The sequence below is a fragment of the Agrobacterium sp. ICMP 6402 genome, from assembly GCF_009498615.1.
Classification (GTDB): Bacteria; Pseudomonadota; Alphaproteobacteria; order Rhizobiales; family Rhizobiaceae; genus Agrobacterium; species Agrobacterium burrii.
Genome location: NZ_QSNV01000009.1, coordinates 41,132 through 65,347, shown reverse-complemented (window position 1 = coordinate 65,347; position 24,216 = coordinate 41,132). Strand labels below are relative to the sequence as shown.

The window sequence follows — 24,216 nt, the reverse complement described above, 5'->3', positions numbered from 1 at the left end:
ACGATGTTACATAAGAATCTCATTGCCGGTGAGTGGGTCGGCGGCGACGCATCCACCAACATCAATCCTTCCAATACCAACGAGGTTGTCGGCGAATTCGCCAGGGCCTCCACTGACGACACCCTGGCTGCGATTGCAGCCGCCAAAAGTGCGTTTCCCGCATGGTCGCGATCGCCTATCCTCGAGCGCCACGCCATCCTCAAGAAAGCTGGCGATGAAATCATGGCCCGCAGGGAGGAGCTTGGGTCACTCCTCGCCCGGGAGGAGGGAAAAACCCTTCCCGAGGCGATCGGTGAGACCGTCCGCGCCGCGCAAATCTTCGACTTCTTCGCCGGCGAGGCCCTGCGCCTTTCCGGAGAGACACTGCCATCCGTTCGGCCGGGCGTCGGTATCGAGATCACCCGCGAGGCCGTCGGCGTCATCGGGATCATCACGCCGTGGAATTTTCCGATCGCCATTCCCGCCTGGAAAATCGCGCCGGCACTGTGTTTTGGAAACACCGTGGTCTTCAAACCTGCCGACCTCGTTCCCGCCAGTTCCTGGGCCTTGGTCGAAATACTGCATCGGGCGGGTCTGCCAGCAGGCGTCCTTAGCCTTGTGATGGGGAAGGGCTCAGTAGTCGGGCAGACGATACTGGATAGTCCTGACGTGAATGCAATTACGTTCACCGGATCTACGGGAACGGGGAAACGCGTCGCTGTCTCCTCTGTCGAGAACAATCGGAAATTCCAGCTTGAGATGGGCGGAAAGAATCCGTTTGTGGTTCTCGATGACGCGGATCTGACGGTCGCTGTTGAGGCTGCAGCCAATTCATCCTTCTTCTCGACGGGTCAGCGCTGCACGGCGTCCTCGCGTCTGATCGTCACAGAAGGTGTCCATGACCGGTTTGTCGCAGCCCTTTCCGAGCGCCTAAAGTCTCTTGTCGTCGACGATGCCCTGAAAGCCGGCACCCAGATCGGCCCGGTCGTGGATGCGAGCCAGCTCAAACAGGATGTCGACTATATTTCGATCGGGAAAGGTGAGGGGGCAAAGCTCGCCTTTGGAGGCGATACTCTTAAGCGAGAAACTCCCGGGTTCTATCTCCAGCCGGCGCTGTTCACCGAGGCCACGAATGCGATGAGGATTAGCCGGGAAGAGATATTTGGCCCAGTTGCAGCGGTCATCCGCGTCAAGGACTACGAGGAAGCGTTGTCGGTGGCGAACGATACCGCGTTCGGTCTGTCCTCCGGCATTGCGACGACGAGTCTAAAGCACGCAACGCATTTCAAGAGAAATTCGGAAGCCGGCATGGTCATGGTCAATTTGCCAACAGCGGGCGTGGATTTCCATGTGCCGTTTGGCGGCCGCAAGGGTTCGTCCTACGGGCCACGCGAACAGGGCAGGTACGCCGCCGAGTTTTATACAACAGTCAAGACCGCCTACACGTTGGCATAGCTGGAGATACAAAGATGAAAATCATGGTCACCGTCAAGCGTGTCGTCGATTACAACGTGAAGATCCGGGTGAAGCCGGATGGTTCCGGGGTTGAGCTTGCCAATGTGAAGATGTCGATGAACCCGTTCGACGAGATTTCGGTCGAGGAGGCGTTGCGGCTGAAGGAAGCCGGCAAGGTCGAGGAAGTGGTCGTCGTCTCGGTTGGCCCGGCCAAGGCCGAGGAGACGCTGCGCACCGCTCTTGCCATGGGCGCCGACCGGGCGATCCTGGTCGAGACCGATGATGCCGTCGAACCGCTGGCGGTTGCCAAGATCATCAAGGGCGTGGCGGAAGCCGAACAGCCCGGCCTGATCATCGTCGGCAAGCAGGCGATCGATGATGACTCCAACCAGACCGGCCAGATGCTGTCAGCGCTGCTCGGCTGGGCGCAGGGCACGTTCGCCTCGAAGATCGAGATCGGTGACGGCAAGGCGCAAGTGACCCGCGAAGTCGACGGCGGTCTGCAGACCATCGAGATCAAACTTCCAGCCGTTGTTACCACCGACCTGCGTTTGAATGAGCCGCGCTATGCCTCGCTGCCGAACATCATGAAGGCGAAGAAGAAGCCGCTCGACAAGAAGAGCCCGGCCGATTTCGGCGTCGATACGAGCCCGCGCCTGAAAGTTCTGAAGACCGAGGAGCCCTCGGGTCGCAAGGCCGGCATCAAGGTCAAGACGGTCGCCGAGCTGGTCGACAGGCTCAAGAACGAAGCCGGCGTGCTTTAAGGTCCAGAAAAGGAGACTAACACCATGGCCATTCTTCTTCTGGCTGACCACGACAACGCAACGCTTTCCGACCAGACCGCCAAGGCGCTGACGGCTGCTGCCAAGATCGGCGGCGACGTCCACGTTCTCGTGGCCGGCAAGGGCGCCAAGACCGCGGCCGATGCGGCGGCAAAACTGACCGGCGTTTCCAAGGTTCTGCTTGCCGACAGCGACGACCTTGCCAACAATCTGGCCGAGCCCTTAGCAGCCCTGATCGTCTCGCTGGCCGGTTCCTACGACACCATCCTCTCGGCCGCCACCTCGACCGGCAAGAACGTCCTGCCGCGCGTTGCAGCGCTGCTCGACATCGCCCAGATTTCGGAAATCATCGAGGTCATCTCGGCCGATACCTTCAAGCGCCCGATCTATGCCGGCAATGCCATCCAGACGGTGCAGACGACCGAGGCCAGACAAGTCATCACCGTTCGCACGGCGTCCTTCGCCTCGGCCGGCGAAGGCGGTTCGGCTGCCGTGGAAACCATCACGGCTGCGGCCAATCCGGGTCTTTCGACTTTCGTCAAGGACGCCCTGTCCTCGTCCGACCGTCCGGAACTGACCTCGGCCAAGATCATCATCTCCGGCGGCCGGGCGCTCGGTTCTGCGGAAAAATTCCAGGAAGTCATCCTGCCCGTCGCTGACAAGCTGGGTGCTGCCGTCGGCGCATCGCGCGCTGCCGTCGATGCTGGTTATGCCCCGAACGACTGGCAGGTCGGCCAGACCGGCAAGGTCGTCGCCCCGCAGCTCTATATCGCGGTCGGCATTTCCGGCGCCATCCAGCACTTGGCCGGCATGAAGGACTCGAAGGTTATCGTCGCCATCAACAAGGACGAGGAAGCCCCGATCTTCCAGGTCGCAGACTACGGCCTCGTCGGCGACCTCTTCGTCATCCTGCCGGAACTCGAAAAAGCACTCTAAGAGGCGTTGTTGCAGGGATCGGAGCGCAGGTGAGACGACGGATTCTACCAAAACTTGGAGGAAGATAAGGGGCTCAGGTCAGGACTAGACGACGATCGAGCCGATTGTCTCGACGAAGCCGTATGCCGCGCACAATACATTCCTTGATCATCGACTCTTGTTTGGTGAACTTCGTCAGGGAAATCAAAGTTACGTCGGAGGGACCGATGCCCTGAAAATAGGTGTGGCAGCGTCCGCTTGCATTGCTCATCGATCAAAAGACTGGCGTTTCCTTCCATACTTTTCCAACCACCGTCTGGCTATAACCGTCGGCGAAGACGGCACGCATATAGTCGGTATTGAATGGATCAAGCATCTTATAGGGAATTTGCTGATCGATTGATGCGATCCTCAGTCGGCTGCCGGTCCTTTGACTGTGGTTATAGAGCGCAAGCAAAGCTTGTTTGGTCTGCGATTTCACCATCGTCGCATAAGAACGACCGGCGACCGAGATTGTAGAGTTGTTCGTCGTTGCAAACTCCGGAATGAGGGCGTTGTTCACAACCACATAGATATTAAGTCGCTGTTTCGTAGGGAAATTCGATTTGATCGGTGATGCGAGCACTGCCTCAGGCAAGCCCAAGAACTGCGTGGATGCTCCGCCATCGGAGTGCAGTTCCTCAATTTGCTTGGAGCCGGCCTTGGCTTTGATAGTCACTGCTGGAAACACGCCTGGTATGCTGGCGGAGGCGATCAAAACATCCCGGAAGAGCGTTAGCGCCTCGGGCTGGCCACTGCTCGCAATGGCGCCCATGTTCCATACAACACCGCGCTGTGAATCAAGATTGGTCGTCAAGACAAAAAGCCGTCTTCCCCGACGGTGTTCAGCCGCGATTTGTTGCAAGACACCGTTTGTTATGTATTTCGAAATCATCTGCCGCAATCGCTCGCCTTTGAGTATGCTTGTTCCCAAGAGCCCGGTACCCATCCACCTTGCGTCTATGAGTTCCTTTGCCTGGCCTCCGGTATAAAGCTCGGAAAGCTCCGTGTCGTATGTCGAACCCAGAAACGCATAGGGCGCTATGAGCGCGCCTGTGCTCACTCCTGTGACAACGTCGAACACTGGGCGCGTTTGTTTATCGCTCCAGGCCGATAGAACGCCGACTGTAAATGCTCCTCCTGATCCTCCACCTGACAGGCAGAGAATGTTGAGGGTCTTTGCTGAGGTGAGCGGTACCCACTGGGCCTGGTCCCCAAGGCTGGCACGCGATGCATCGACATACGCGCGGATATTCTCGAAACCGTCGATATAAGCGACCGCCGCGTCACGGGCTGTGTAAGCAACCCGGGCTGTTGTCACGCAACCGGAAACGGTAAGGGAAACGAGGATCGCAAGCGTCAAAGCAAAGGCCCGATACGGTTTTCGCTTGCCTGACAAGGCAGAAATATAGCCATCCATGCATGCCCGTGCGACGAAAACCAGCGGTGTTAACCCCATCATACCCTGCCATCTGTAAGCGAATCTTGATCCATTGGAGGGCCTTGGTTAGAAATCTGGTACAGGCACTCCCTCGTCCGATACCCCATGGCCAAATCAGAGCGGGAAGACCAAAGCCGTCACGAATTGAACAGGCAGATCCAGAACCTAAGGGCGGCGGGCGATTATTGACTGGCGCGATAGACCGGAATTGTAATCTCTACACGAAGACCGCCGGACGCCTTATTTTGGGCTGTCGCCCTGCCACCATGCCATTCGGCTGCCCGGCGCGTGATAGCAAGGCCGAGGCCGAACCCTGAGCGCGCGGTGGCAGTGGAACTTTGAGAGAATGGCTGGAAAATGGCCTCCAATTCCTCTTCTGGCACACCGAGGCCTTCGTCTTCGATCGACAGTAAAAATTGATGCCCCTTCACCTCTGAGGCGACAAGTACCGATGTGCCAGCTTCCGTGTGTGCGATCGCGTTGCGGATCACGTTTTCGAGTGCCCGATAAATCAGTTCGCCATTGACCGAGGCTACACACGAATCGACGCCTTTATACCGGACCTCTATTCCCCGGCCCTGGCCTTCGAAGCCGGCGTCTTCAATAATCTCCTTGACGAGATCGACGACATCCAACGTCTGGCGGTCAAAGCGCAGGGTATCCCGTTCAGATAGCCTTGCCAGTGTCAGGATTTCCCCAACCAGTTCATCGAGACGTTCAACCTCCCGCCCCATTCGCTCGATCATCGCCGTCAGTCGCATGGGGTTTTGCTGCAACACGCCGATGGCTGCCTGCAGCCTCGATAACGGCGAGCGAAGCTCATGGGAGACATCATGGAACAACTGCTGCTGGGCGACCTGAAGTTCCTGAAGGCGCGCCGCGGTGATATCCAGATCGTGCGCCAGAGACGTTATCTCGTCGCGTTTGCTGCCGATCGTATGGGCTATTCGCACATCGAGTTGGCCGTTTGCCAAGGATCGAAGCCCGTAACGAAGCTGCTCGACCGGAGTAATGAAATAGCGGCCCAGCCAGTAAGCTGCCGCTGCAGCTGCAAGAAGTGCCGCCAGCCAAGGTACCGTCCGTGGCCATGTCTTGGAAACCATACTCTGTGCCGAACCGGCAATCCGTACCTGGTAGCAGTTCCCATCCCACACAGCGGTTCTGATGAGGTCATTGCCGTTGGCCAATGCACAGTCGATTGCCGGTCCGATCGGGACTATACTGATCGGGATGGTGCGACCCGTTCGTCCCATGGCCGCAATTAGGTGCGTCGCTGCCTCCACTCCGTCTGATTGAAGAATCTGCGCCGCAGTTTCCAGCGCAAGGACGTGCTCACGGTTGAGGATTTCTTCCTCGAAGGGCGACTCAAACAGTATGCTGATCGCAAATAGCAGCGCTATGGACCCGGCCATGGCCAACCATACGACGGTGAAGAACTTCCAGAACAGTCGACGCATTGCTAGCCTTCTAGTAGCTGATAGCCACGACCCCGCACGGCCTGTATCCAGGACTGTCCGTCCGCGCGGGCCCCGAGCTTTTGACGAATACTGCTGATATGGACGTCGATCCGTCGGTCGAATGCGGTCAGGGGCTTGCCGAAAGCCCGCAGCGAGATCTCCTGCTTGGAGACAAGCTGGCCGGCAGACCGCACGAGAACCTCCAGCAGGCTGAACTCTGTGCCGGTCAGTTCAAGCTGCGCACCATGCCACTCAGCTCTCCGGTTCGATGGATAGAGGACTAATTCGCCGGTCTTTAATTCTTCTACCGAGCCATCCCGTTCTGCCCGGCCAGAACGGCGGAGGATCGCGCGGATTCGGGCCGACAGCTCGCCTGGCGAACAGGGTTTGGAAACATAATCATCCGCTCCCAGATTGAGACCGGAAATACGATCAATATCGTCACCGCGGGCCGTCAGCATCAGCACCGGTACGTCGCTTACCTGCCGGATTTTCCGCAAGACCTCGATGCCATTCATACGAGGCATCATGATGTCCAGAACGATGAGATCGGTTGAGGACGACATTGCTTCGGCGACACCGATCCTGCCGTCCGCGGTTGTCTCGACGGCGAAACCTTCCTGAGTCAGGTATTCGCAGAGCAAATTCGTGAGCTCGATATCGTCATCGATCAAAAGTACCTTGGTCATGTGTTGCATCCGTCAGGTCAATGCGCGCACCTTTAAGGCTTGCAGGCGGCGAATACAGCACTTTTACATAACTTAACACGTTCTTGACCGACATTAACACCACGATCCCTATAGTGCGGCCGACAGCTTTCGAAGCAGCACGGATCCCATGCGCAGTATAGTTTCTTGTTTAATTTCGATCTTCGCCACTGTGGCGTTACTCACCGGCTGCACGAGCTTGGGCGAGCTCAAACCTTCGAGGTCTGTCGTGGCCGCCTACTGGCACGCGACATTGCCGCATGGCGGTCGTCCCGCCGACCTTTTGTCCTGGTGGGCAAGCTTCAAGGACCCCTCATTGGATGGACTGCTGGGCCTGGCGGCACGCGAAAATCCGTCGGTCCAGGAGGCGATTGCCAATATCAACAAGGCTCGAGCCACGCTCGATACCGCAAGAGCAGGCCTTTTTCCGTCGCTCGATGGCTCGGCGTCCGCAACCCGCGAGGGCAACAAGGGTGACGATGTCAACAAAATCACTGCCGGAGCAAATAAAAGTGGCGCTCTGGATGCCGGATGGGAGCTCGACCTGTTCGGCAAGACCAAGAAAGAGACACAAGCCGCGGCGTCACGGGCTGAGGGTCAGATCTGGTCGTGGCATGACGCACGGATTTCCGTCGCGGCCGAAGTTGGTGACTACTATGTGCAGTATCGCGCTTGTCGTCAGCTGGAACGGCTTTACCGCGATGAACTTGCTTCGCAGACAGAAACGATCCGTGTCACTGAGAAATCGGCACAGTCAGGATTTACCTCGACGGCCGATCTGGCACTTGCGCGTGCGAGCGCAGCAACATCCTCGTCCAACTTGACTGCTCAGCGTGGGGATTGCGAGATCATTGTCAAATCGCTCGTCCAGCTGACAGGCGGAGATGAGCTCGTCGTCAGAAAACTTCTAGGGCTGGGAAAGAGCCGCATTCCTCAGCCACCTGCGCTGCGAATAGCGTCAGTGCCCGCTGAGGTCTTGAGGCAAAGACCTGACATCAACGCCCTGGAAGCCGAAGTCGCAGCGACGGTCGCAGACGTCGGTGCAGCAAAAGCTGATTTATATCCCAGTCTCAGCTTGAGCGGATCGATTTCAATCAGCGAGTCCACCGTGACGGGCAGATCAGTCCCATGGTCATTCGGGCCTGCGCTGTCGATACCGCTGCTTGATGGCGGGGCAAGAAGGGCAGCGGTGAGAAGCGCCGTCGCGGACTATGATATTGCCGTCGCGAGTTACAAATCTGGCGTTTTGAGTGCTGTCGCCGAAGTCGAGATGGCTCTCATCCGGGTCAATACGGCATTGCGGCGGATCACCGATGCCAAGACCGCGGCTGACAATTATCAAAGCTATTTCAGCTCAGTCGACCAGAACTGGAAGTCCGGCGGGGTCAGTATCCTTGACCGCGAAGAGGCCCGTCGGTCGGCGCAATCGGCCGCAATCACCCTCATCGAAATCAGGCGCGACGCGGTCCAATACTGGATTGCCCTCTACAAATCTTTGGGAGGCGGCTGGTCCGCCCCGGATGACGCCTCGATTGCCTCTGTCAATGGAATACACTGATGCGTAGATTTGCCTTCATTCCTCTCGCGATGGCGCTCGCCATAGCGCCCTATTTTGTGCTCCCCTTTACTGCCCGGGGCCAGGAAGTCGAACAAAACGACACTCGAGCGGCGGCATTGACCGTCAGCGTTGTCAAAACAGAGGTTTCGTTGTGGCCGGTGACTATCCCGGCGAGTGGTCGTCTTGCTGCATGGCATGAGGCGATAATTGCCGCCGAGGTCAGCGGACTGAGGATCATTGATGTCAAGGCGGATGTCGGTACATCCGTGAAGAAAGGCGACCTGCTCGTGCAGTTCGCGCCCGAGACCTCGCAAGCGGAACTTGAACAACAGCAAGCTGCCGTCGAAAAGGCTAAAGCTGCCTTGGAACAAGCAACCATCGATGCCGAGCGCGCCCGCGGATTGACAGGCTCCGGTGCGCTATCAAAGCAGCAGACGACAGAATACCTGATTACGGAGCGTAAAGCGAAAGCCGAACTCTTTTCGGCGCAAGCCGCGTTGGCATCCGCGCAACTTACATTGGATCGCACCAAAATTTACGCCGTAGACGATGGGGTCATTTCCGAACGCTCGGCATCTCTTGGAAACGTCGTCACCGCCGGCGACGAACTGTTCAAGCTCATCCGACAGAACCGGGTCGAATGGAAGGCCGAGTTGCCGATCAAGCGTTTGGCTGACGTCGAAAACGGTACAAAAGCGATCATCCCCACGCCGATCGGTGACGTCCGCGGTGAGGTCAGGCTGATTTCGCCGACGACATCGACTGACAATGGTCGAGTGACGGTCTATGTGGCCTTGCATCCGGACGCGGGCATGCCGCAGCCAAAGACCGGCATTCTGGCCAGTGGTTATTTTGAATTTGATCGCACCGATGCGCTCACGGTTCCCGCAACTGCCGTTACCCTGAGGGACGGCTTCTCCTACGTGTTCATTGTGAACGAGGCAGACCAGCCGACTGTCACGCGCAAGCGTGTCGAGATCGGTCGGCGACAGAACGACCGCGTCGAACTCGTTTCGGGAATTGAAAAGAATGACAAGGTGGTGACCTCCGGCGGCGCATTCCTCGCGGACGGTTCAACTGTGCGGGTATCAGAAGGCTCTGCAACCGCCAAGACGGAGGAGACAAAATGAATTTCTCCTCCTGGTCTATCCGCAATCCCGTTCCGCCAATCCTACTTTTTGCATTGTTGACCGCTTGTGGCCTATGGGCCTTCAATCGTCTCGACGTGCAAAACTTTCCAGATATGGATCTTCCAACGATTGAGATTAGCGCTTCACTCGATGGGGCGGCAGCTGCTCAGCTCGAAACGGAAGTGGCACGCAAGATCGAAGATGAGCTGACTGGTCTCACACAGCTCGATTCTGTCACCACGACGATCACTGACGGCTCTGTAACCATCTCTGTCGCGTTCAAAGTCGGAAAAGATACTCAAGTCGCGCTGGACGAGGTGAAGAGCGCCGTCGACCAGGCGCAGGACGACCTGCCAGAGGACATGAACGCGCCCACTGTCTCGAAACTGTCGCTAAATGCTTCGCCGTTGATTACCTACGTGGTGCGTTCCGACAAACTGGACGATGCGGAATTGTCGTGGTTCATCGACAACGACATGTCGCGAGCGCTGATGGCTGTGGAAGGTGTGGGCGAAGTCGGGCGCCTGGGAGGCGTCGACAGAGAAGTCAGGGTGGAGCTCAACGCAAACCTGCTCGATGGCTTGGGATTGACCGCAAACGATGTCAACGGGCAGCTCGAAGCGGTGCAATCCGATCTGTCAGGCGGGAAAGGAAGAATTGGCGGCGAAAGCCAGTCGGTTCGCACCTTGGCGGCCGCAGACAGCGCCGATCAGCTTCGCGGAACGCCTATTCCTTTGCCAAAGGGAAGCTGGGTTCGCCTGGATGAACTTGGAACGGTCACCGATTCCCATAGCGACATCACCTCGCTGGCATATCTGAACGGCAAACCGGTCATTGCGGCCCAGATCAAGCGGTCTAAAGGCTATTCAGATATCGCGGTTACCGAGAATGTCCGCGATGCGATGAAAGTGTTTGCTGCGGCCAATCCTCTCGTGACAATCGAGGAAGCCTACAACACGATTGTTCCGACCGAGCAGAATTATGAATCGTCGATGCACATGGTCTACGAGGGGGCGCTGATCGCAATCTTTGTGGTCTGGCTTTTTCTTCGCGATTGGCGGGCGACTCTTCTGGCTGCCGTTGCATTGCCGCTGTCGATCATACCCACGTTTCTCGTGATGTATCTGCTCGACTACACGTTGAACACGATCACGCTCTTGGCGCTGTCATTGGTCGTTGGAATTCTCGTCGACGACGCGATTGTCGAGATTGAGAATATCGAGCGACACCTCAATATGGGCAAAAGTCCATTCGACGCGGCCATGGAAGCGGCAGACGAAATCGGACTGGCGGTTATCGCCACCACTTTCACATTGGTCGCCGTGTTTTTGCCCACGGCCTTCATGGGCGGAATTCCGGGCATCATCTTCAAACAATTTGGCATCACGGCTTCCGTTGCCGTTCTTGCCTCTCTTCTGGTAGCGCGGTTGATCACGCCGATGATGGCGGCATATATTATGAAGGCGAGTGGCACGAAGCATGAAGGGGACGGTCGTTTGATGCGGTCCTTTCTTTGGCTCGTAAAAGGCGCACTTCGGCGCCGCTGGATACCAGTGCTCGGGACGGCAGGATTCCTGGCACTAACGGTGCTGCTCCTTACCAATCTGTCGACTGGCTTTTTTCCGGCGTCTGACGAAGGGCAGACCCAGGTTTCCATAACCACGCCTCCCGGGTCGACGATTGAGTCGACTGACGAAGCCGCGCGAAAGGCATCCGAGATCATCGCTGGCGTGGATCATGTCACCTCGGTGTTTCAGGCAACAGGCACAGCGTCGACCGGCGGCATGAACAGTACGTCGAATGCAAGCATCGACAGTGCCACGATCGTCGTCAATCTCACACCGATCGACGACCGCGATATCAAGCAGTCACAAATCGAAGCGGATTTGCGCAAAGCTTTGGAGCGGTTGCCCGGTGTTCGTGTGGAAATCGGCTCGGGCGGCAATGGAACGGAGCTCGCTCTCACGCTGGCGGGCGATGACTCCGAACTTCTGGAGCAGGCAGCGGCAAGCCTTGAGGCCGATCTGCGCACCCTGCCAGGTATCGGCAACGTGACGTCATCGGCAGCTATGCAATCGCCGGAGGTTACAATCAAACCGGATCTGGCGGAAGCCGCGTCTCTGGGTGTAACGTCCCAGGCAATCGCCGAGGCTATTCGGGTCGCGACCGCAGGCGCCTATGACGCCGCCTTGTCGCAACTCAATCTACCCGAACGCCAGGTGCCCATCCGGGTAATGCTCGACACGACAAGCCGACAGTCACTCGATGCCATATCCTTGATCCCTGTTGAGGGCAAAGAAGGCAATGTTTCGCTCGGTGCCGTTGCCGACATTTCTCTGGGATCCAGCCCCAGCGAAATAGATAGGCTCGATCGGTCACGCAATGTCTCCCTAACTGTCGAACTGAATGGTAGGAACCTGTCAGACGTAATGGCGCAGGCTGCTCAGTTGCCCAGCTACCAGAACTTGCCTCAAGGCGTGAAATTTGTCGAACAGGGCGAACTCAAGCGTCAAAGCGAGCTGTTCAGCAGTTTCGGCACCGCCATGGCGATTGGCATCTTCTGCATCTACGCCGTTCTGGTCCTTCTCTTTCATGATTTCCTTCAACCCGTCACTATCCTGATGGCCCTGCCGCTGGCGCTTGGCGGGGCGATGCTACCGCTAGTTCTCAGTGGTACAAGCTTCTCGATGCCGGCGGTGATCGGTCTGCTGCTCTTGATGGGCATCGTCTCAAAAAACTCAATTCTACTTGTCGAGTACACTATTGAGGCCCGCAGAGCTGGCATGTCCCGTTTTGATGCGCTCGTCGATGCATGTCACAAGCGTGCCCGACCGATCGTCATGACAACCATCGCCATGGCCGGCGGCATGCTTCCGGCGGCGCTCAGCCTTGTGTCGGGCGACTCCAGCTTTCGCCAACCCATGGGCGTCGTCGTGATCGGCGGCCTGATTACCTCGACCTTCTTGAGCCTCCTGGTCATCCCGGTGGTCTTCACACTGTTGGATGATGTGCTGAGATCGTTCAATGTACGGTTTTCAAAGAGTAAGGTCGCGTAGCATGCTGCTGATGGCAATCGCGGAGAAGCCCGCTGGAGTATTTTTATCTAGCATGTGACTCGATACGGTCGAGAGCAGACTTCAACGCTCGAACGATTGAAAGCCTCCGGCGTCGCCTTGACGATACCGGAGGTAACGGCTTCAGCCATTGCCAGTCTTTCTTGCTTCAAACAGGTCGAGTAGGGCCGGATAATCCGCTCCGGCTCACCGAGGCCTTCCTGGAGGGCCTCGGTCTGAAGGTTGCCGCCTTCGGCCGACCTTTTGAAGCTCTACCTTGGATAGTGCTGTCTCAATCAAGGCAACATAGAGTCTTTTGACCATCGTTGCGGCGGGGGATCTCTTGAATTTTTTGCGAACACCCGTAGCTTTCGATCCGTCACACTTCCGCGATGAATTGGTTTTCGATCGCACCGAGGCCGTTGACCTCGACGCGGACGACGTCTCCGGGTTTCATGAACGTCTTCGTCGCAATTCCGACGTTGGAGGGGGTGCCTGTGATGATGACATCTCCAGGCTCTAATGTCATGACCGTCGAGAGGTAAGCGATCTGGTCGTAGATGTTGTAGATCATGTCGCCGGTCGATGTTCGCTGCCGCTCCTGTCCGTTCAGCGAAAGAGTGAGTGTCAGATCATGCGGATCGGTTATCTCGTCATCCGTCGTGATCCAGGGGCCGATGGGGCCGTGCGTGTCGAACGATTTGCCGAGCGTATAGGTGGGTGAACGGAACTGCCAGTCCCGTGCGGTCACGTCATTGGCCACCAGATAGCCGGCAATGACGCAGCGGGCTTCTTCGCTATTCACATGGCGGCAGCGCGTGCCGATGACAAAGCCCAGTTCAGCCTCGTAATCGACCGTCGTCGAGGCACTGGGTACGACGATGTCGCTGTAGGGGCCGTTGATGCAACTGACCTGTTTGTTGAACCACAACTGGCTCTCGGGGATCTTGATGCCGGCCGCCGCCGCTTCTTCGGCATGTGCCTTGTAGTTCATGCCGATCGCCAGGAACTTCCGCGGATCGGCGATAGGGGCCTCCAGGTGCACGGCGTCGAGCGCGAATGACGGCTCCCGCGCAGCCTCCAGGTCAGGCCGCAGAGCCTCATACGCTTCTAGCAACAGGCGCATTGAACCTCTGCAATCCGGGGTCACGTCGGTCAGATCGACAACCTTGTCGCCCTCGACCTTGCCAAGACGGGTGGCGCCGTCGATCGTGAATCTTGCCAATTTCATGATGTATTTCCTTGTTCAAATTGGTTCGACAGCGCGCATGGAATTGACCGAAACCGCGATCCCGGGGCCGGAAAAGGCGACCATCTGCACCTTGGTTACTTCGAGAATGTCGAGATCGGCCATGCCGTTGACGACATGCGCACTGAGCGGCAATTGCTCGAACGTGGCCCGATGCCAGCTCAGACCGCCCTGGGCAGACCAGCGTTTGAACTCGAAGCCATCGAAATTTATATTGCCAACCCTGCCGTCGATTCCAGGTGGCGGCGCGGCGGTCGTGACATAAGCTACATCGGCGCCCTCGCGTCCGCCAATACTGGTACGTGGCAGGTATTTGTAATACATCGCCGGGCCGTTATCCGCCCCGGGGAGTGCCCGTTCATCGCCGGCCTCTGCCAGGTCGGTAAGCGAGATGTCGAAGAATTTGAACCCCATCCATGACGCCGAGCAGGTGGCGGTTTTGCGCTCTCTATCGTGTGCGATTTCCGGAATGTCAGCAAACATCTTGGGAAAGCCCAATTCGTCGCGTCCGGTCATGATGGCATCGGGTGCGCCCTCCCATAGCACCGGGCAGAAGGTACCTTCCAGCGTTTCCGTCCTGCCGCGATAGGTTACGGGAAAGTCGACGACGACGATGCCGTAGCCGCGCCCGGCCAACCAGTAGAGGTTCTTGAACCAGGCGCAGGAAACGGTCAGCAGCGGCTCGCCTCGCAGTTCCATAGCTGGCGGAAGCAGGGCCTCCAGTTTTTTTGGATCTGTGCGATAGGTGACGGCCATCCATTCAGCGTTCATCCGGCCGGTCTCTTCAGGCGCCCACATGCCACCACCTGGTTTTTGGCGCGGTCCGGGCGCCGGCCCGAAGACGACGGGCATGCGGTAACGAAAAGCACGGTTCAGTGTAAAGCTCATCTAGCCAATCTTTCCTAAAGAAGGCGCGCATCCGCGCAGGGCCCCGAATTGCCTAGGCAGCGGGATCGAACGGAATGCCGGGGCGAAGGAACGACGCAGTCGGTGGAGTGCCCCAAAGGTTCAGCCAACGACCCGCCAGGCCTTCCGAGGTGTCCCAGCTGCGTGGCTCATAGGCGTCGTCGTTGTCGATCCGATCAAGCTCGATCGAATTCTCAACCAGGCAGCCATGGGGGTCGGCGTAGTAGGTGAAGATGTTCCCGCCCGCACCGTGGCGACCAGGGCCCCAGACCAGGGCCCGATCCTTCTGGGAGAGATTGTCGGCAATCGTCTGCAGATCCTGAAGCGAATGCAGATCAAAGGCATAATGATGCAGTCCACTCTCACCCGGACCCATCGCAATCGTGTGGTGATACCCGTCTTCTGCCCGGTACCAGCGCAGCGCACCATCCTCCGTCATGTCTGACAGCTTCAAGCCGAGGACCTTTTGGCAGAACTCGCCATAGGCGGCGGTATCCGGGGCAAAGGAGTTGATGTGCTCGACCCGACGGGGGCGCGCACCCGGGCCCGCATAGCTGTAGTGTTGAGGCTGGTTGCGAGCGATCGGGGTATGAACCTCGAATATGGTGCCGCCGGGCGCGACCAGACGCACGGCACGATCGTAATGCTTGCCGAAAGGCCTGTCCGATAAGATCTCCAGACCGTCCGACTTTGCGCGACGATAGACCTCGTCGACGGCTTCCGCACTCACAGCCTCAAGCCCGCACGCAACGGCTTTTCCGTCGCCCTTGATATACGTCACTTCGTGATGACGGTCATTGCTGGTCAGATACACCGTTTCGCCGTCAACTTCGGTGATCCTCAATCCGACAACGTCGCAAAGATCTTTTGCCGCACCCAGAGGGTCAGGCGACGAGATGACCACGTGGCCCATTTGTCTGATCAGATAAGTCATGGCTATCTTCTTTCTCTACATCACCGCTTTTACTGCGGGCCGGTCTGCAATCCGTTTGAGATAGGTTTGGATGTTCGGCCACGCGGAAAGGTCGATCTCCTGAGGCCTGGTCCAGCTGAGAATGACAAAGGCGTAGGCGTCCGCGATCGAAAAACTATCACCGGCGAGATAGTCGCGCGCAGCCAACCGTTGATTGAGGACTCCGAAAACTCGGGGCAACAGAGCCGTCTTGACGATCTCGCGAAACTCCGGCGGCGTGTTCGGGCGGTTTAACGGTGAAAAGCTCTTATGCAGTTCCGTAGCGATGTAATTGGTCCATTCCAGCACCCGGTACCGCTCTATCTTGCCCGGCGGTGGCAGCAATCCGGATGCCGGCGCCTGGTCAGCGATATATTGCATGATCACGGCGCCTTCGGTCAGAACCTCGCCACTTCCGAGAACAAGTGCCGGAACCTGACCTTTTGGATTGACTTCGAGAAAACTCGTCCCGTCAGGAAGTGTCTTGTCCCTCAAGTTGACTTCCACCGGTTCGACGGCGATGCCGGCCTCTTCGAGGACGATGCGGGATGCCGTCGAGCAGGCGCCGGGTGTGTGATAAAGCTTCATGTATTAGACTCCTGGAAAAGATTAGTTGAAATTCGGTTCCGTCATGCCTCGAACGAGACGAGATCTTAAGCGCCGCCCCTCAAGGGCGTTTTGGCGGTGCAATCCTATTCACACCGCTCCAATGTTCCGACAACCGCTCATCGCGGATCCGGTACGCATCGAAAACATAGTAGTCGTATGTAGCACCGGGATTGTCGGGGTCCGGTTGCGGCAAGGACGCAGCCACTACGACCATATCGCCCTCGGCCACGATAAACGCCGGAGGAATGCTCATCTCATCCGGTTCCGGAACCGGACCGTTCGGGAATACAGATCGCACGAACCCCTCAAGCCCTTCACGACCGCCTGGAAGGTGACTGTTGTGCTGCTTATAGTCTTCGGTGACGAAGTCCTTGACGGCTTCCGGGTTCTGGCCGTCGAAAACACGACGGTAGAACTCCCGGACTAGGTGCTTGTGGCGCTCAAGGCGATTTTGGCCGCCGACCTCTAAATCATGCATTGCTACGTTCTCCTGCTGTGGCACACAAAGTCGCTTACGGCCCACGACGGGGCGAAAGACCCAGGCCGCCGCTCAGGTCGAATGCGAGTGCCGCGTAAAAGACGAAGCCGTCTTTTTGCCTGCTCGTTGAAAAATCGGCCAGAACGGAGGTGTTTGGATTGACGAGGTAAGCAGCGCCAACGTCGAGAATGCCGTTGCCGAAAATTCCCGTGGTTCCATGCAAATCAAACATGAAAGTGTCTTTCGGCTGCGCCTCATCAATTCCTGAGATGAAGAGCCTGGCGTTGCGTTCATATTGTGCTCGTTCGTCGCTGAGGCCGATATAACGAACAGAGGCGCCGATCGTCGCGAGCGGATTTTCTGCCCAGAAACCTGAATATTCGAGACCAGCATAGGCCTCCCATGGATAGGCTTGCCCCTCACCAAAGGTGTGGAAGATACCCCCGTAGACTGCTAGGTTTTCTGGGATAATACCGCCCGAAGGGTTGCTCCAGATCACCTTGCGAGCCTGAGCGTAAATGCCGCTCGTGCCACTTTCGTGCGTGAGGATTGTTGGAGCGGGGCCGAATGTCGGATTTCCCCATCCGTCATTGTAGAGAGCATCCTCATAGGGAGCCGAACGGTGATACGCACCGATTTCAAACTTCAATGGATTGGTGCTTTCCACGAACGTCTCGTCATGACGAAGGTTGGCGATTGCGATATACCCTTCCGAGTTGCCGGATTGCCAATCCCAACCATTGCCGCTTTGCCAGTTATCGGGATTGTCCTCGATTATTCCGAACCCCAGCGTTGTGATGGGTGTCAGTTTGTAGGCGGCCCTTGCACCCCAAACCGAAAGCGACTCTCCGGGAATATTGAGACTGATAGCCTGCGTAGAATTGAGGCAGCCAAGACCCCCACAGAACCCCTTGGTCATGAAGTCTCGAGCCAGGCCCATGCGGCCTGCCTCGATCTGGAAGCGGTCATCGAAAAAGTCAGCCTCAAGTGTGAGACGCGTAAGATCCGTGCGAGAGTCGACGACTGGCACCGGAAAAAAGGCGTTCGATAGATCAAACAGGTAGTTCTCGACATTGTATGTCGGGTAGTTGATCGTCTCGGTGAAGTTGATGCGAAGATCGGGAGACAGATGGCCCGTGGCACCAAAAATGAACATACCATAATTGGCCGACGAGCCGCCTTCGAAACCAAAGGAAGGCGCATTCTGGTAGATGTTGACGTAGTCCAGTCGTAGATCGATTCCGTTGTCGCGAAGAGACTTGCCGATGTCCGCCAATGGCCCCGAATAGACCGGCTCGCGAATGCCCCCTATGGCGGGAGGAGTGTCCTCCAAAACCAGAGCGGGTTCTGCAGCCAAAGCTGGAGCTACGAGTGCCAGTAACAGCGGCACAGTGGTCATATATAGAATTCGCATTGTTATCCTCCCCTAAGAATAAACCTATTCACTCGGCCGCAACTGGATTGACTGACTGCTCTTCCTTTCGCCTGCGACTTTGCGGCGGCACAGCAGCGACAATGGCGAGCAGCGCGACGACGCAAAGGCCTGTCACGATCACGAACATCCACCCATATGTTCCTGTCTGATCAAAGACCGCCCCCGCCGAGCCGGCACCAATTGCGGCGCAGAGTGTTGAGACCGGCATCATCGAGCCCAAGATGGTCGAGAAGGACTCTTTGCCGAAGTAGTTGCCAAGGAGCGCCATCAGGCAGACCTGCGAGGCTCCGTATCCAATTCCGGCGGGAAGCGCGTACAAGAAGATCCCAGCAAATCCTTCCGGCCTGACAACCATGCAGAACCCCACGGCGACCAAACCCATGCTCACAGCTGCAATTACAGAGGGCGAGATATGGTCCCCCAGAAAGCCGGCTGTCATGTTGCCGACAAAGGACGCGACAATAATGATTGCTACGGCATTGGCCGTTTCGGCCGGCGAATACCCGACGTCCCGCAGATGCACGGCGCCGTGGGCCATGAGGAAGACCCAAGCAACGCCGGCGATACTCATGTAGACCAGTATGAGCCAGTAAGCTCTGGTGCGAACAGCTTCCTTGAGCGTCCAGTGGGTCGAGCTTTTGAACACCTTGCCGCGGTCGCGCACTGGAAGGCCCGTCGGGTTTTTGGCTATCACCCCTTCAACGTGCCGCTCATTGAGCGCAGTCCACGCTATTATAATGGCAACAACCGCAGACCCGGCGATGACCCACCACGCCATGCGCCAATTGCCGTCAGACATGGCGATGAGCTTCTCAAGAGCAGGCGGGGAGAAGAACCCACCCACCTCAACGGCCGAAAACACGATCGATACGGCCAGCGCACGGCGCGCGAGGAACCAGTTCGTGACGACCGTCTGTGCCGGCAGCATCCCGGCGATGCAGACACCCGTGCCGACCATAAGCCCGAAGGCCACGGCATATTGCCACCCCGTATGAACAATCGTTGCCATCGCAAGCGATCCGGCAAGCAGCACGAGACATCCAATGGTAACCGTTGCTCGATAGCCGAATTTCCGGACCAGCACGGCAACGATGGGTCCTTGCAAACCCATCATCATGACGAAGATCCCAAACCCCATGCCGAATATCACTCGATCCATGTTGAGGTCGGCGATCATTCGGGCGTTGACGACCGAAGTGCCAACACTCGGTACCGCTACGACAAGCAGCACGATCAACCACAAAGCGCCGAGCACTTTTGCTGCACTAACGCTGTATTCGAATCCCTTAGTCGTCTCAGGATTGGCGACGGCACACGGCCTCTTTCCCTGTTCCAAGACTTCCTCCTCCTCTTATTAAGTGTGGCGTGCGGCCTCCAACCGCACGCTGCCGGCTCAGTCAGCTCGCTGGCTGAGCCGCTCGATCAGGCAAGCCCCCGGCAAACATCGGGAAGGGAGCAATGCCCATCAGTTGGCGTCCGAAGATTTCGGCTGTGGGGTCGAGCCTCACCGTGCCATGCAGCATCGCTACGCGTATGTCGCGAACGAAGCGTTGGATGGCGTTGTTCTCGTTCGCAGTGGCCGACCCGATGCTGAGCTGGAGTGTGCCGACTGCACTGTCGAGCGTATGGGCCGCATAGACGTTCTCCATCATCATCGCCTGCTCCTGCTCAGCCGAGATCTCAAGTCCCTCAATCGCGTGACGATCGAGAAGGTCAGCAGCGCAGTGGACTGTCGTCTCGGCCAGCTTGATCATGGCATAGGCCTTTGCGGCACAAATCTGGGTCGAGGCCATGTCAGCAACGCGCGGGTAGGGCAGGTTGAACGGCTGCTGCTTCCTGGCCATATCGATATAGGTTTCCAGCGCGCCGCGAGCCATGCCGAGGATGATCGAGAGATGGGTTAGATTGGTCAGCAGCATCAGCCCGCGGCCATCAAACTTGCTCGCCAGCCCCTGATACCGTTTGCGGGTTTCATCCATTCGGAGGGGAAATTCGGCCAGATCCATGAAACGTTGGTCCGGCACGAACTGTTCTTCGCGCACGGTCAAGCTGTTGGATGAGGTGGCTTTCATCCCCATGACATGCCAGTTGTCGATGATTTCCACCTGGCCTGCCTTCAATACCGCTATTGCTCGGCCAACAATGCCCGGGCCGTTTTCGTATTCGACACCGACCACCATCCATTGGGCATGCTTGCAACCGCTTCCGAAATGCCAGGAGCCGCTGACCATCCAGCCGCCGTCGACGCGGCGCGCCGAGCCGACCTTAGTGGCGAAGACCGACGCGCCCGCCGCGAGTGGTCCAATCCAATCGTGGCTGTCTGCGAAGATCTCCTGTACGGCTTGCTCCGGAAACGCGAGCACGTTGCGCAAACCACCCGCGACAAAAACCATCCAGCCCGCTGCACCATCGCCTCTGCCAAGTTCGGCAACGATCTCGACGACGTCACGCGCACCAAGCGCGTGTCCGCCGAAATCTGTTGGCAAGGTCAGCTTGAACGCACCGATGTCGTTCAAGGCTTTCAGGCTCTCGGCCGTGAGCGCGCCGAGCTTTTCTGCGTCCCCCGCATTCTTTCGCAACAACGGCACCAGCGCCTTGGCTTTGTCGCGAATTTTGCGACCCACCTCCGTGCTGTAAGGCGAGTCGAGCGCGGATGGCGCCGAATGCTCGAATTGCTTCATGCTCATTTCCATTGGGACATTTCCTTGTTTTTTTGAAATTGACGGCCGAACGCGGCGCACTACAGCGCCGAATGACGCTCGAAGACGTGAAAGCGTCGTTGAAGCCAGGCGACCGGTTTGGAGCTCTGTCCAGCGAGGGACACCTCGAGAACGCGACCGATCAAAAGCTGATGGTCGCCGGCTGGCTGGGCGCGATCCACCGCGCATTGAAAAAAAGTGTCGAATTGCGTCAGAAGCGGCACGCCGAATGGGGACAGCCTGAAATCGACATCATTGAATTTGTTGTTGCCGCTGGATGCGAAGCGCATCGCCAAATCCTGTTGCGGTTCGGCAACCACGTGGACAGCGAAATGCCCGTGGCTGAGAATGGCTGAAAGCGTTGTCGAGCTCTGCGCGAGGCCGAAGACCACCAGCGGAGGCTTGAAGGACAATGACGTGAAACTGCTGACTGTCGCTCCGGCAAACGCACCGCAGGGACTCGTACTGGTGACCACGACCACACCTGATGGAAGCCGGCTGAAAGCGCTCCGCAGGTCCTCGAAGTCAGGACATCTCTCAGGCCTGTTTTCCTGTACAGCAAAATGCTGTGCCGCCGGGCTCCCAATCATCGCAAACTCTCCACAAATAGCTTAGAGGTATCTTAGCACTAAAATACTTGTGGTCAATACCGCTCCTGGCTTGGCGCTATTTTTGTGCGAAAGCGATTGCGCGAATGGAATCAGAACTTTATGTAGAACGAGAGGATTTTCTCTCTATTTCCTTTTAGCTCTAAGTTAGATGTGAAACACCGATGGCGCAGACTGAAGGCATATTTTCTGATCTTATCAGCCAGTGGGAGATTGATTTCCCCGGTGAGGACAGCACGCCTGTTGCGATCGCCATGCGCCTCCGTCACCTCCACCTACTGGACCAGGAATCTCTCTATGAGACGCTTGTGGCATTCGATATCGGCATCGGGGAGATCGACGTGCTCAATCATCTTCGATACCAGCCTGCGCCTCATCGTTTGCGACCGAGTGATCTCGCTGAGCTTTGCATGGTGACCACAGGCGCGATCACCGGCAGAATTACGAGGTTGGAGCAGAAGGGTTTCGTCGTCCGTGTTCCCTCAAGTTCGGACAAGCGCACGATATTCGTGCAGATGACCGACAGTGGTGAAAGGCTATTGCTGGAAACCCGTGAACAGGTCGCTCGATCATCGCGCTTCTTGAAAGGCGTTCGGACGCTCTCTGCATCTGAGCGAGACCGTTTGAACCGTCTCTTGAGCAAGCTCATAAGCGTCTTCTGACCTGCCCAAAAAAACATCCGTACTCCGCTCTTTCCCCGGCGCGCATGAGGCGCACTATTTGTGAGCAGTGTGTCACCGGTTGCCGTGAGCCACTTAATGTCATCAAGTTGGTTCGCAGGCCTGCTCGCGCACACGCACTCCTGAAAATAGCGCTCCACATATTCTTTGCCGCCAGACCGATCGCTCTGCGGCCGCGGTGGCATCTGCCCACAACGTCATTGCGCTCGACTGCAGCGGCATCGAAGATACACCTAAAATGCCGAATGGCCACATGACGGCAGCGCGAATTATAAAAAATACGCCTTTATATTCATTCGAGCATTGCCGAGTTATCAAAATATGATAATTATGCTTGTGTTGAAATCAGGAAGGATCAGGAAAATGACCCTAACAGCGGTGCGCGCGGGCGCCTATCTGCATCATGTAGCCTTCGAGAGCGCCGACCCCGAGCGCCTGGCCCAATTCTATGCCGATGCAATGGACATGGACTTGACGAAAACGGACGGCGAGTGGATCTGCGAAGGGCCGCAGCGCCGCTATGTCGTGCGGGCCGGGGAAAGCCGGAAGCTCGCCTATGCCGGCCTCGCCTGCAGGGATGCGGAAGGGCTTGCCGAGCTGAAGGCCCGTGCCGAGGCAGAAGGGCTGGACATCCTGGCTTCACCGTCGGCCTTCTTTGAAGACGGTGCTTTCGCCGTGCGCGATCCGGACGGGCACCTGATCGCCTTTGGTCTCGCAAAGCCGCAGAAGGCAGGACTCAAAGGCATTTGCGGCCCCACCCAGCACCTGACTTTTGCGTCGCTCGATGTCGAAGCATTCAGCGATTTCTACCATGGCAAGCTGGGCTTTGCGCTTTCGGATCGCGTCCTTCACAAGGATGGGACGCTCGCGACCTGCTTTACCCGTTCCAACCACGAGCATCACACCATCGCCTGCTTCAAATCCGACCGGACGGGTGTGGATCATCACTCCTACGAAGCCGGCGAATGGGACACGATCAGGGACTGGTGCGACCATCTTGCGGAACGGAACATTCCGCTGATGTGGGGTCCTGGCCGCCACGGGCCCGGCAACAACCTCTTCATCTTCCTCGAGGATCCCGACAAGAACTGGATCGAGATCTCCGCCGAGCTCGAGGTCATCCACGACCGGCCGGTCAAGGAGTGGCCGAATGAGCCGCGGACGCTGAACCTGTGGGGCAAGGCGATCCTGCGCTCGTGACCCGACCGCAAGAAGAGGAATAGGACAATGAAATTTGTAAGCTATACGCGTCTTGGCCGCCCCGGCTTCGGGGCAAAGGTCGGGGAGGGGATCGTTGATCTCACGGAACGGCTCGCGCCCGGCATAACCAGTCTGAAGCAGGCCATCGCCGCCGGGCTTCTGCCGGTGGCTCGGGACTATGTCTCCGGACGTAGCGCCGAGTTTACCGATGCGGATGTGACGTTGTTGCCGGTCATTCCCGCTCCCGGGAAAATTCTCTGCGTGGGCCTCAACTACGAGAGCCACCGCGCCGAGACCAAGCGTCCGGACGCCAAATATCCAACGATCTTTACGCGGTTCGCCGATAGCCAGATTGCCCATCGCCAGGCGATCCTGAAGCCGCGGGTGTCGGACCACCTCGATTTCGAGGCCGAACTCGCGGTCGTGATCGGCCGCGGCGGGCGCTATATTTCGCAGGAGGCAGCGCTTGACCATATTGCCGGTTATGCCTGTTACAATGATGCCACCGTGCGGGACTGGCAGCGTCATTCCTTCCAGTTCACGCCGGGCAAGAACTTTCCCTCGACGGGAGCCTTCGGTCCGCAGTTGGTTACGCCAGACGAGGTCGGCGATTATCGCACTCTGCGCATCAGCGGGCGGCTGAACGGCGAGGTCATGCAGGACGCGACCCTTGCGGACCTCATCTTCCCCATCGCGACGCTCATTTCCTACTGCTCGTCCTTCACGCCTCTTCAGTCTGGGGACGTGATCCTCACCGGTACGCCAGGCGGCGTCGGCGACCGGCGCGACCCGCCTTTGTTCATGAAACCGGGCGACGTGTTCGAGGTGGATATTCCGGGGGTCGGCCTGCTCATCAATCCGATTGCAACGGAGAGCTAGTCATT

21 protein-coding genes are annotated in these 24,216 nt (G+C 57.7%); 9 read left to right on the top strand and 12 right to left on the bottom strand.

Features of this window, described 5'->3' with window-relative positions:
* Nucleotides 1–3 precede the first annotated feature (3 nt).
* The 3 genes from DXT96_RS20615 to DXT96_RS20605 are packed head-to-tail and all read left to right on the top strand — an operon-like array spanning nt 4 to nt 3,152.
* Complete coding sequence (locus DXT96_RS20615) at nt 4–1,434, top strand: aldehyde dehydrogenase family protein (protein ID WP_153516245.1); 1,431 nt, start codon at nt 4–6, stop codon at nt 1,432–1,434.
* A gap of 14 nt (nt 1,435–1,448) precedes the next feature.
* A complete protein-coding gene (locus DXT96_RS20610; RefSeq protein WP_153516244.1) occupies nt 1,449–2,198 on the top strand; it encodes an electron transfer flavoprotein subunit beta/FixA family protein in 750 nt (249 codons plus the stop codon).
* 24 nt (nt 2,199–2,222) lie between these two features.
* Nucleotides 2,223–3,152: an electron transfer flavoprotein subunit alpha/FixB family protein gene (locus DXT96_RS20605; protein WP_153516243.1), complete on the top strand. Its 930-nt coding sequence runs from the start codon at nt 2,223–2,225 to the stop codon at nt 3,150–3,152.
* 253 nt (nt 3,153–3,405) lie between these two features.
* Here the strand turns inward: DXT96_RS20605 and DXT96_RS20600 are convergent, their stop codons facing one another.
* The 3 genes from DXT96_RS20600 to DXT96_RS20590 all read right to left on the bottom strand — a co-directional run bounded on the left by DXT96_RS20600 (nt 3,406) and on the right by DXT96_RS20590 (nt 6,757).
* Nucleotides 3,406–4,590, bottom strand: coding sequence for a patatin-like phospholipase family protein (locus DXT96_RS20600; protein WP_153516242.1), 1,185 nt, complete (start codon nt 4,588–4,590; stop codon nt 3,406–3,408).
* A 203-nt stretch (nt 4,591–4,793) separates the two neighbouring features.
* Entirely contained in the window at nt 4,794–6,068 is a 1,275-nt protein-coding gene (locus DXT96_RS20595; protein WP_153516241.1) for a HAMP domain-containing sensor histidine kinase, read from the bottom strand.
* A 2-nt stretch (nt 6,069–6,070) separates the two neighbouring features.
* Complete coding sequence (locus DXT96_RS20590) at nt 6,071–6,757, bottom strand: response regulator transcription factor (protein ID WP_153516240.1); 687 nt, start codon at nt 6,755–6,757, stop codon at nt 6,071–6,073.
* A gap of 148 nt (nt 6,758–6,905) precedes the next feature.
* Between DXT96_RS20590 and DXT96_RS20585 the strand changes: the two genes are divergently transcribed.
* Genes DXT96_RS20585 through DXT96_RS20575 form a run of 3 tightly spaced genes read left to right on the top strand, consistent with a single transcriptional unit; the run spans nt 6,906 to nt 12,519 of the window.
* The gene (locus DXT96_RS20585; protein ID WP_153516239.1) at nt 6,906–8,333 is read left to right on the top strand and encodes an efflux transporter outer membrane subunit; all 1,428 of its coding nucleotides are present in this window, start codon (nt 6,906–6,908) and stop codon (nt 8,331–8,333) included.
* Nucleotides 8,333–9,463 carry an efflux RND transporter periplasmic adaptor subunit gene (locus DXT96_RS20580; RefSeq protein WP_153516238.1) on the top strand — a complete coding sequence of 377 codons (1,131 nt, stop codon included), beginning with the start codon at nt 8,333–8,335 and terminating at the stop codon, nt 9,461–9,463. The genes DXT96_RS20585 and DXT96_RS20580 overlap by 1 nt, the downstream gene beginning before the upstream one ends.
* Entirely contained in the window at nt 9,460–12,519 is a 3,060-nt protein-coding gene (locus tag DXT96_RS20575; protein WP_153516237.1) for an efflux RND transporter permease subunit, read from the top strand. Before DXT96_RS20580 ends, DXT96_RS20575 begins: the two co-directional genes overlap by 4 nt.
* 376 nt (nt 12,520–12,895) lie before the next feature.
* On the opposite strand, the gene DXT96_RS20570 is transcribed toward DXT96_RS20575, so the two are convergent.
* From DXT96_RS20570 to DXT96_RS20530, 9 genes are all read right to left on the bottom strand, one after another.
* Entirely contained in the window at nt 12,896–13,747 is an 852-nt protein-coding gene (locus tag DXT96_RS20570; protein ID WP_153516236.1) for a fumarylacetoacetate hydrolase family protein, read from the bottom strand.
* A gap of 15 nt (nt 13,748–13,762) precedes the next feature.
* On the bottom strand, nt 13,763–14,653 hold the full coding sequence (locus tag DXT96_RS20565) for an acetoacetate decarboxylase family protein (protein ID WP_153516235.1): 891 nt from the start codon (nt 14,651–14,653) through the stop codon (nt 13,763–13,765).
* A 52-nt stretch (nt 14,654–14,705) separates the two neighbouring features.
* Complete coding sequence (locus tag DXT96_RS20560) at nt 14,706–15,605, bottom strand: VOC family protein (RefSeq protein ID WP_153516234.1); 900 nt, start codon at nt 15,603–15,605, stop codon at nt 14,706–14,708.
* Nucleotides 15,606–15,620: 15 nt separating this feature from the next.
* The gene (gene gstA / locus DXT96_RS20555) at nt 15,621–16,211 is read right to left on the bottom strand and encodes a glutathione transferase GstA (RefSeq protein ID WP_153516233.1); all 591 of its coding nucleotides are present in this window, start codon (nt 16,209–16,211) and stop codon (nt 15,621–15,623) included.
* A 79-nt stretch (nt 16,212–16,290) separates the two neighbouring features.
* Entirely contained in the window at nt 16,291–16,710 is a 420-nt protein-coding gene (locus DXT96_RS20550) for a nuclear transport factor 2 family protein (RefSeq protein ID WP_153516232.1), read from the bottom strand.
* A 34-nt stretch (nt 16,711–16,744) separates the two neighbouring features.
* Nucleotides 16,745–18,109, bottom strand: coding sequence for a carbohydrate porin (locus DXT96_RS20545; protein WP_246670611.1), 1,365 nt, complete (start codon nt 18,107–18,109; stop codon nt 16,745–16,747).
* Nucleotides 18,110–18,152: 43 nt separating this feature from the next.
* Nucleotides 18,153–19,481 carry an MFS transporter gene (locus tag DXT96_RS20540; RefSeq protein ID WP_153516230.1) on the bottom strand — a complete coding sequence of 443 codons (1,329 nt, stop codon included), beginning with the start codon at nt 19,479–19,481 and terminating at the stop codon, nt 18,153–18,155.
* Between the two features lie 61 nt (nt 19,482–19,542).
* On the bottom strand, nt 19,543–20,838 hold the full coding sequence (locus tag DXT96_RS20535) for an acyl-CoA dehydrogenase family protein (RefSeq protein WP_153516229.1): 1,296 nt from the start codon (nt 20,836–20,838) through the stop codon (nt 19,543–19,545).
* A gap of 47 nt (nt 20,839–20,885) precedes the next feature.
* Nucleotides 20,886–21,434 (bottom strand): flavin reductase family protein, encoded by a 549-nt coding sequence (locus tag DXT96_RS20530; protein WP_153516228.1) that lies wholly within the window; start codon nt 21,432–21,434, stop codon nt 20,886–20,888.
* A gap of 182 nt (nt 21,435–21,616) precedes the next feature.
* Between DXT96_RS20530 and DXT96_RS20525 the strand changes: the two genes are divergently transcribed.
* The 3 genes from DXT96_RS20525 (at nt 21,617) to DXT96_RS20515 (ending at nt 24,211) form a co-directional block, all read left to right on the top strand.
* On the top strand, nt 21,617–22,114 hold the full coding sequence (locus DXT96_RS20525) for a MarR family winged helix-turn-helix transcriptional regulator (RefSeq protein ID WP_153516227.1): 498 nt from the start codon (nt 21,617–21,619) through the stop codon (nt 22,112–22,114).
* 381 nt (nt 22,115–22,495) lie between these two features.
* Nucleotides 22,496–23,332 (top strand): VOC family protein, encoded by an 837-nt coding sequence (locus DXT96_RS20520; protein WP_153516226.1) that lies wholly within the window; start codon nt 22,496–22,498, stop codon nt 23,330–23,332.
* A gap of 27 nt (nt 23,333–23,359) precedes the next feature.
* The gene (locus tag DXT96_RS20515) at nt 23,360–24,211 is read left to right on the top strand and encodes a fumarylacetoacetate hydrolase family protein (protein ID WP_153516225.1); all 852 of its coding nucleotides are present in this window, start codon (nt 23,360–23,362) and stop codon (nt 24,209–24,211) included.
* Nucleotides 24,212–24,216 lie beyond the last annotated feature (5 nt).

What these genes read in the sequence shown, in the direction of transcription:
- DXT96_RS20590 (WP_153516240.1), bottom strand. Translation starts at nt 6,757, where the DNA reads ATGACCAAGGTACTTTTGATCGATGACGATATCGAGCTCACGAATTTG.
- DXT96_RS20570 (WP_153516236.1), bottom strand. Translation starts at nt 13,747, where the DNA reads ATGAAATTGGCAAGATTCACGATCGACGGCGCCACCCGTCTTGGCAAG.
- DXT96_RS20545 (WP_246670611.1), bottom strand. Translation starts at nt 18,109, where the DNA reads ATGACCACTGTGCCGCTGTTACTGGCACTCGTAGCTCCAGCTTTGGCT.
- DXT96_RS20615 (WP_153516245.1), top strand. Translation starts at nt 4, where the DNA reads ATGTTACATAAGAATCTCATTGCCGGTGAGTGGGTCGGCGGCGACGCA.
- gstA (WP_153516233.1), bottom strand. Translation starts at nt 16,211, where the DNA reads ATGAAGCTTTATCACACACCCGGCGCCTGCTCGACGGCATCCCGCATC.
- DXT96_RS20535 (WP_153516229.1), bottom strand. Translation starts at nt 20,838, where the DNA reads ATGGAAATGAGCATGAAGCAATTCGAGCATTCGGCGCCATCCGCGCTC.
- DXT96_RS20525 (WP_153516227.1), top strand. Translation starts at nt 21,617, where the DNA reads ATGGCGCAGACTGAAGGCATATTTTCTGATCTTATCAGCCAGTGGGAG.
- DXT96_RS20550 (WP_153516232.1), bottom strand. Translation starts at nt 16,710, where the DNA reads ATGCATGATTTAGAGGTCGGCGGCCAAAATCGCCTTGAGCGCCACAAG.
- DXT96_RS20605 (WP_153516243.1), top strand. Translation starts at nt 2,223, where the DNA reads ATGGCCATTCTTCTTCTGGCTGACCACGACAACGCAACGCTTTCCGAC.
- DXT96_RS20515 (WP_153516225.1), top strand. Translation starts at nt 23,360, where the DNA reads ATGAAATTTGTAAGCTATACGCGTCTTGGCCGCCCCGGCTTCGGGGCA.
- DXT96_RS20600 (WP_153516242.1), bottom strand. Translation starts at nt 4,590, where the DNA reads ATGGATGGCTATATTTCTGCCTTGTCAGGCAAGCGAAAACCGTATCGG.
- DXT96_RS20565 (WP_153516235.1), bottom strand. Translation starts at nt 14,653, where the DNA reads ATGAGCTTTACACTGAACCGTGCTTTTCGTTACCGCATGCCCGTCGTC.
- DXT96_RS20530 (WP_153516228.1), bottom strand. Translation starts at nt 21,434, where the DNA reads ATGATTGGGAGCCCGGCGGCACAGCATTTTGCTGTACAGGAAAACAGG.
- DXT96_RS20585 (WP_153516239.1), top strand. Translation starts at nt 6,906, where the DNA reads ATGCGCAGTATAGTTTCTTGTTTAATTTCGATCTTCGCCACTGTGGCG.
- DXT96_RS20595 (WP_153516241.1), bottom strand. Translation starts at nt 6,068, where the DNA reads ATGCGTCGACTGTTCTGGAAGTTCTTCACCGTCGTATGGTTGGCCATG.
- DXT96_RS20520 (WP_153516226.1), top strand. Translation starts at nt 22,496, where the DNA reads ATGACCCTAACAGCGGTGCGCGCGGGCGCCTATCTGCATCATGTAGCC.
- DXT96_RS20580 (WP_153516238.1), top strand. Translation starts at nt 8,333, where the DNA reads ATGCGTAGATTTGCCTTCATTCCTCTCGCGATGGCGCTCGCCATAGCG.
- DXT96_RS20575 (WP_153516237.1), top strand. Translation starts at nt 9,460, where the DNA reads ATGAATTTCTCCTCCTGGTCTATCCGCAATCCCGTTCCGCCAATCCTA.
- DXT96_RS20560 (WP_153516234.1), bottom strand. Translation starts at nt 15,605, where the DNA reads ATGACTTATCTGATCAGACAAATGGGCCACGTGGTCATCTCGTCGCCT.
- DXT96_RS20610 (WP_153516244.1), top strand. Translation starts at nt 1,449, where the DNA reads ATGAAAATCATGGTCACCGTCAAGCGTGTCGTCGATTACAACGTGAAG.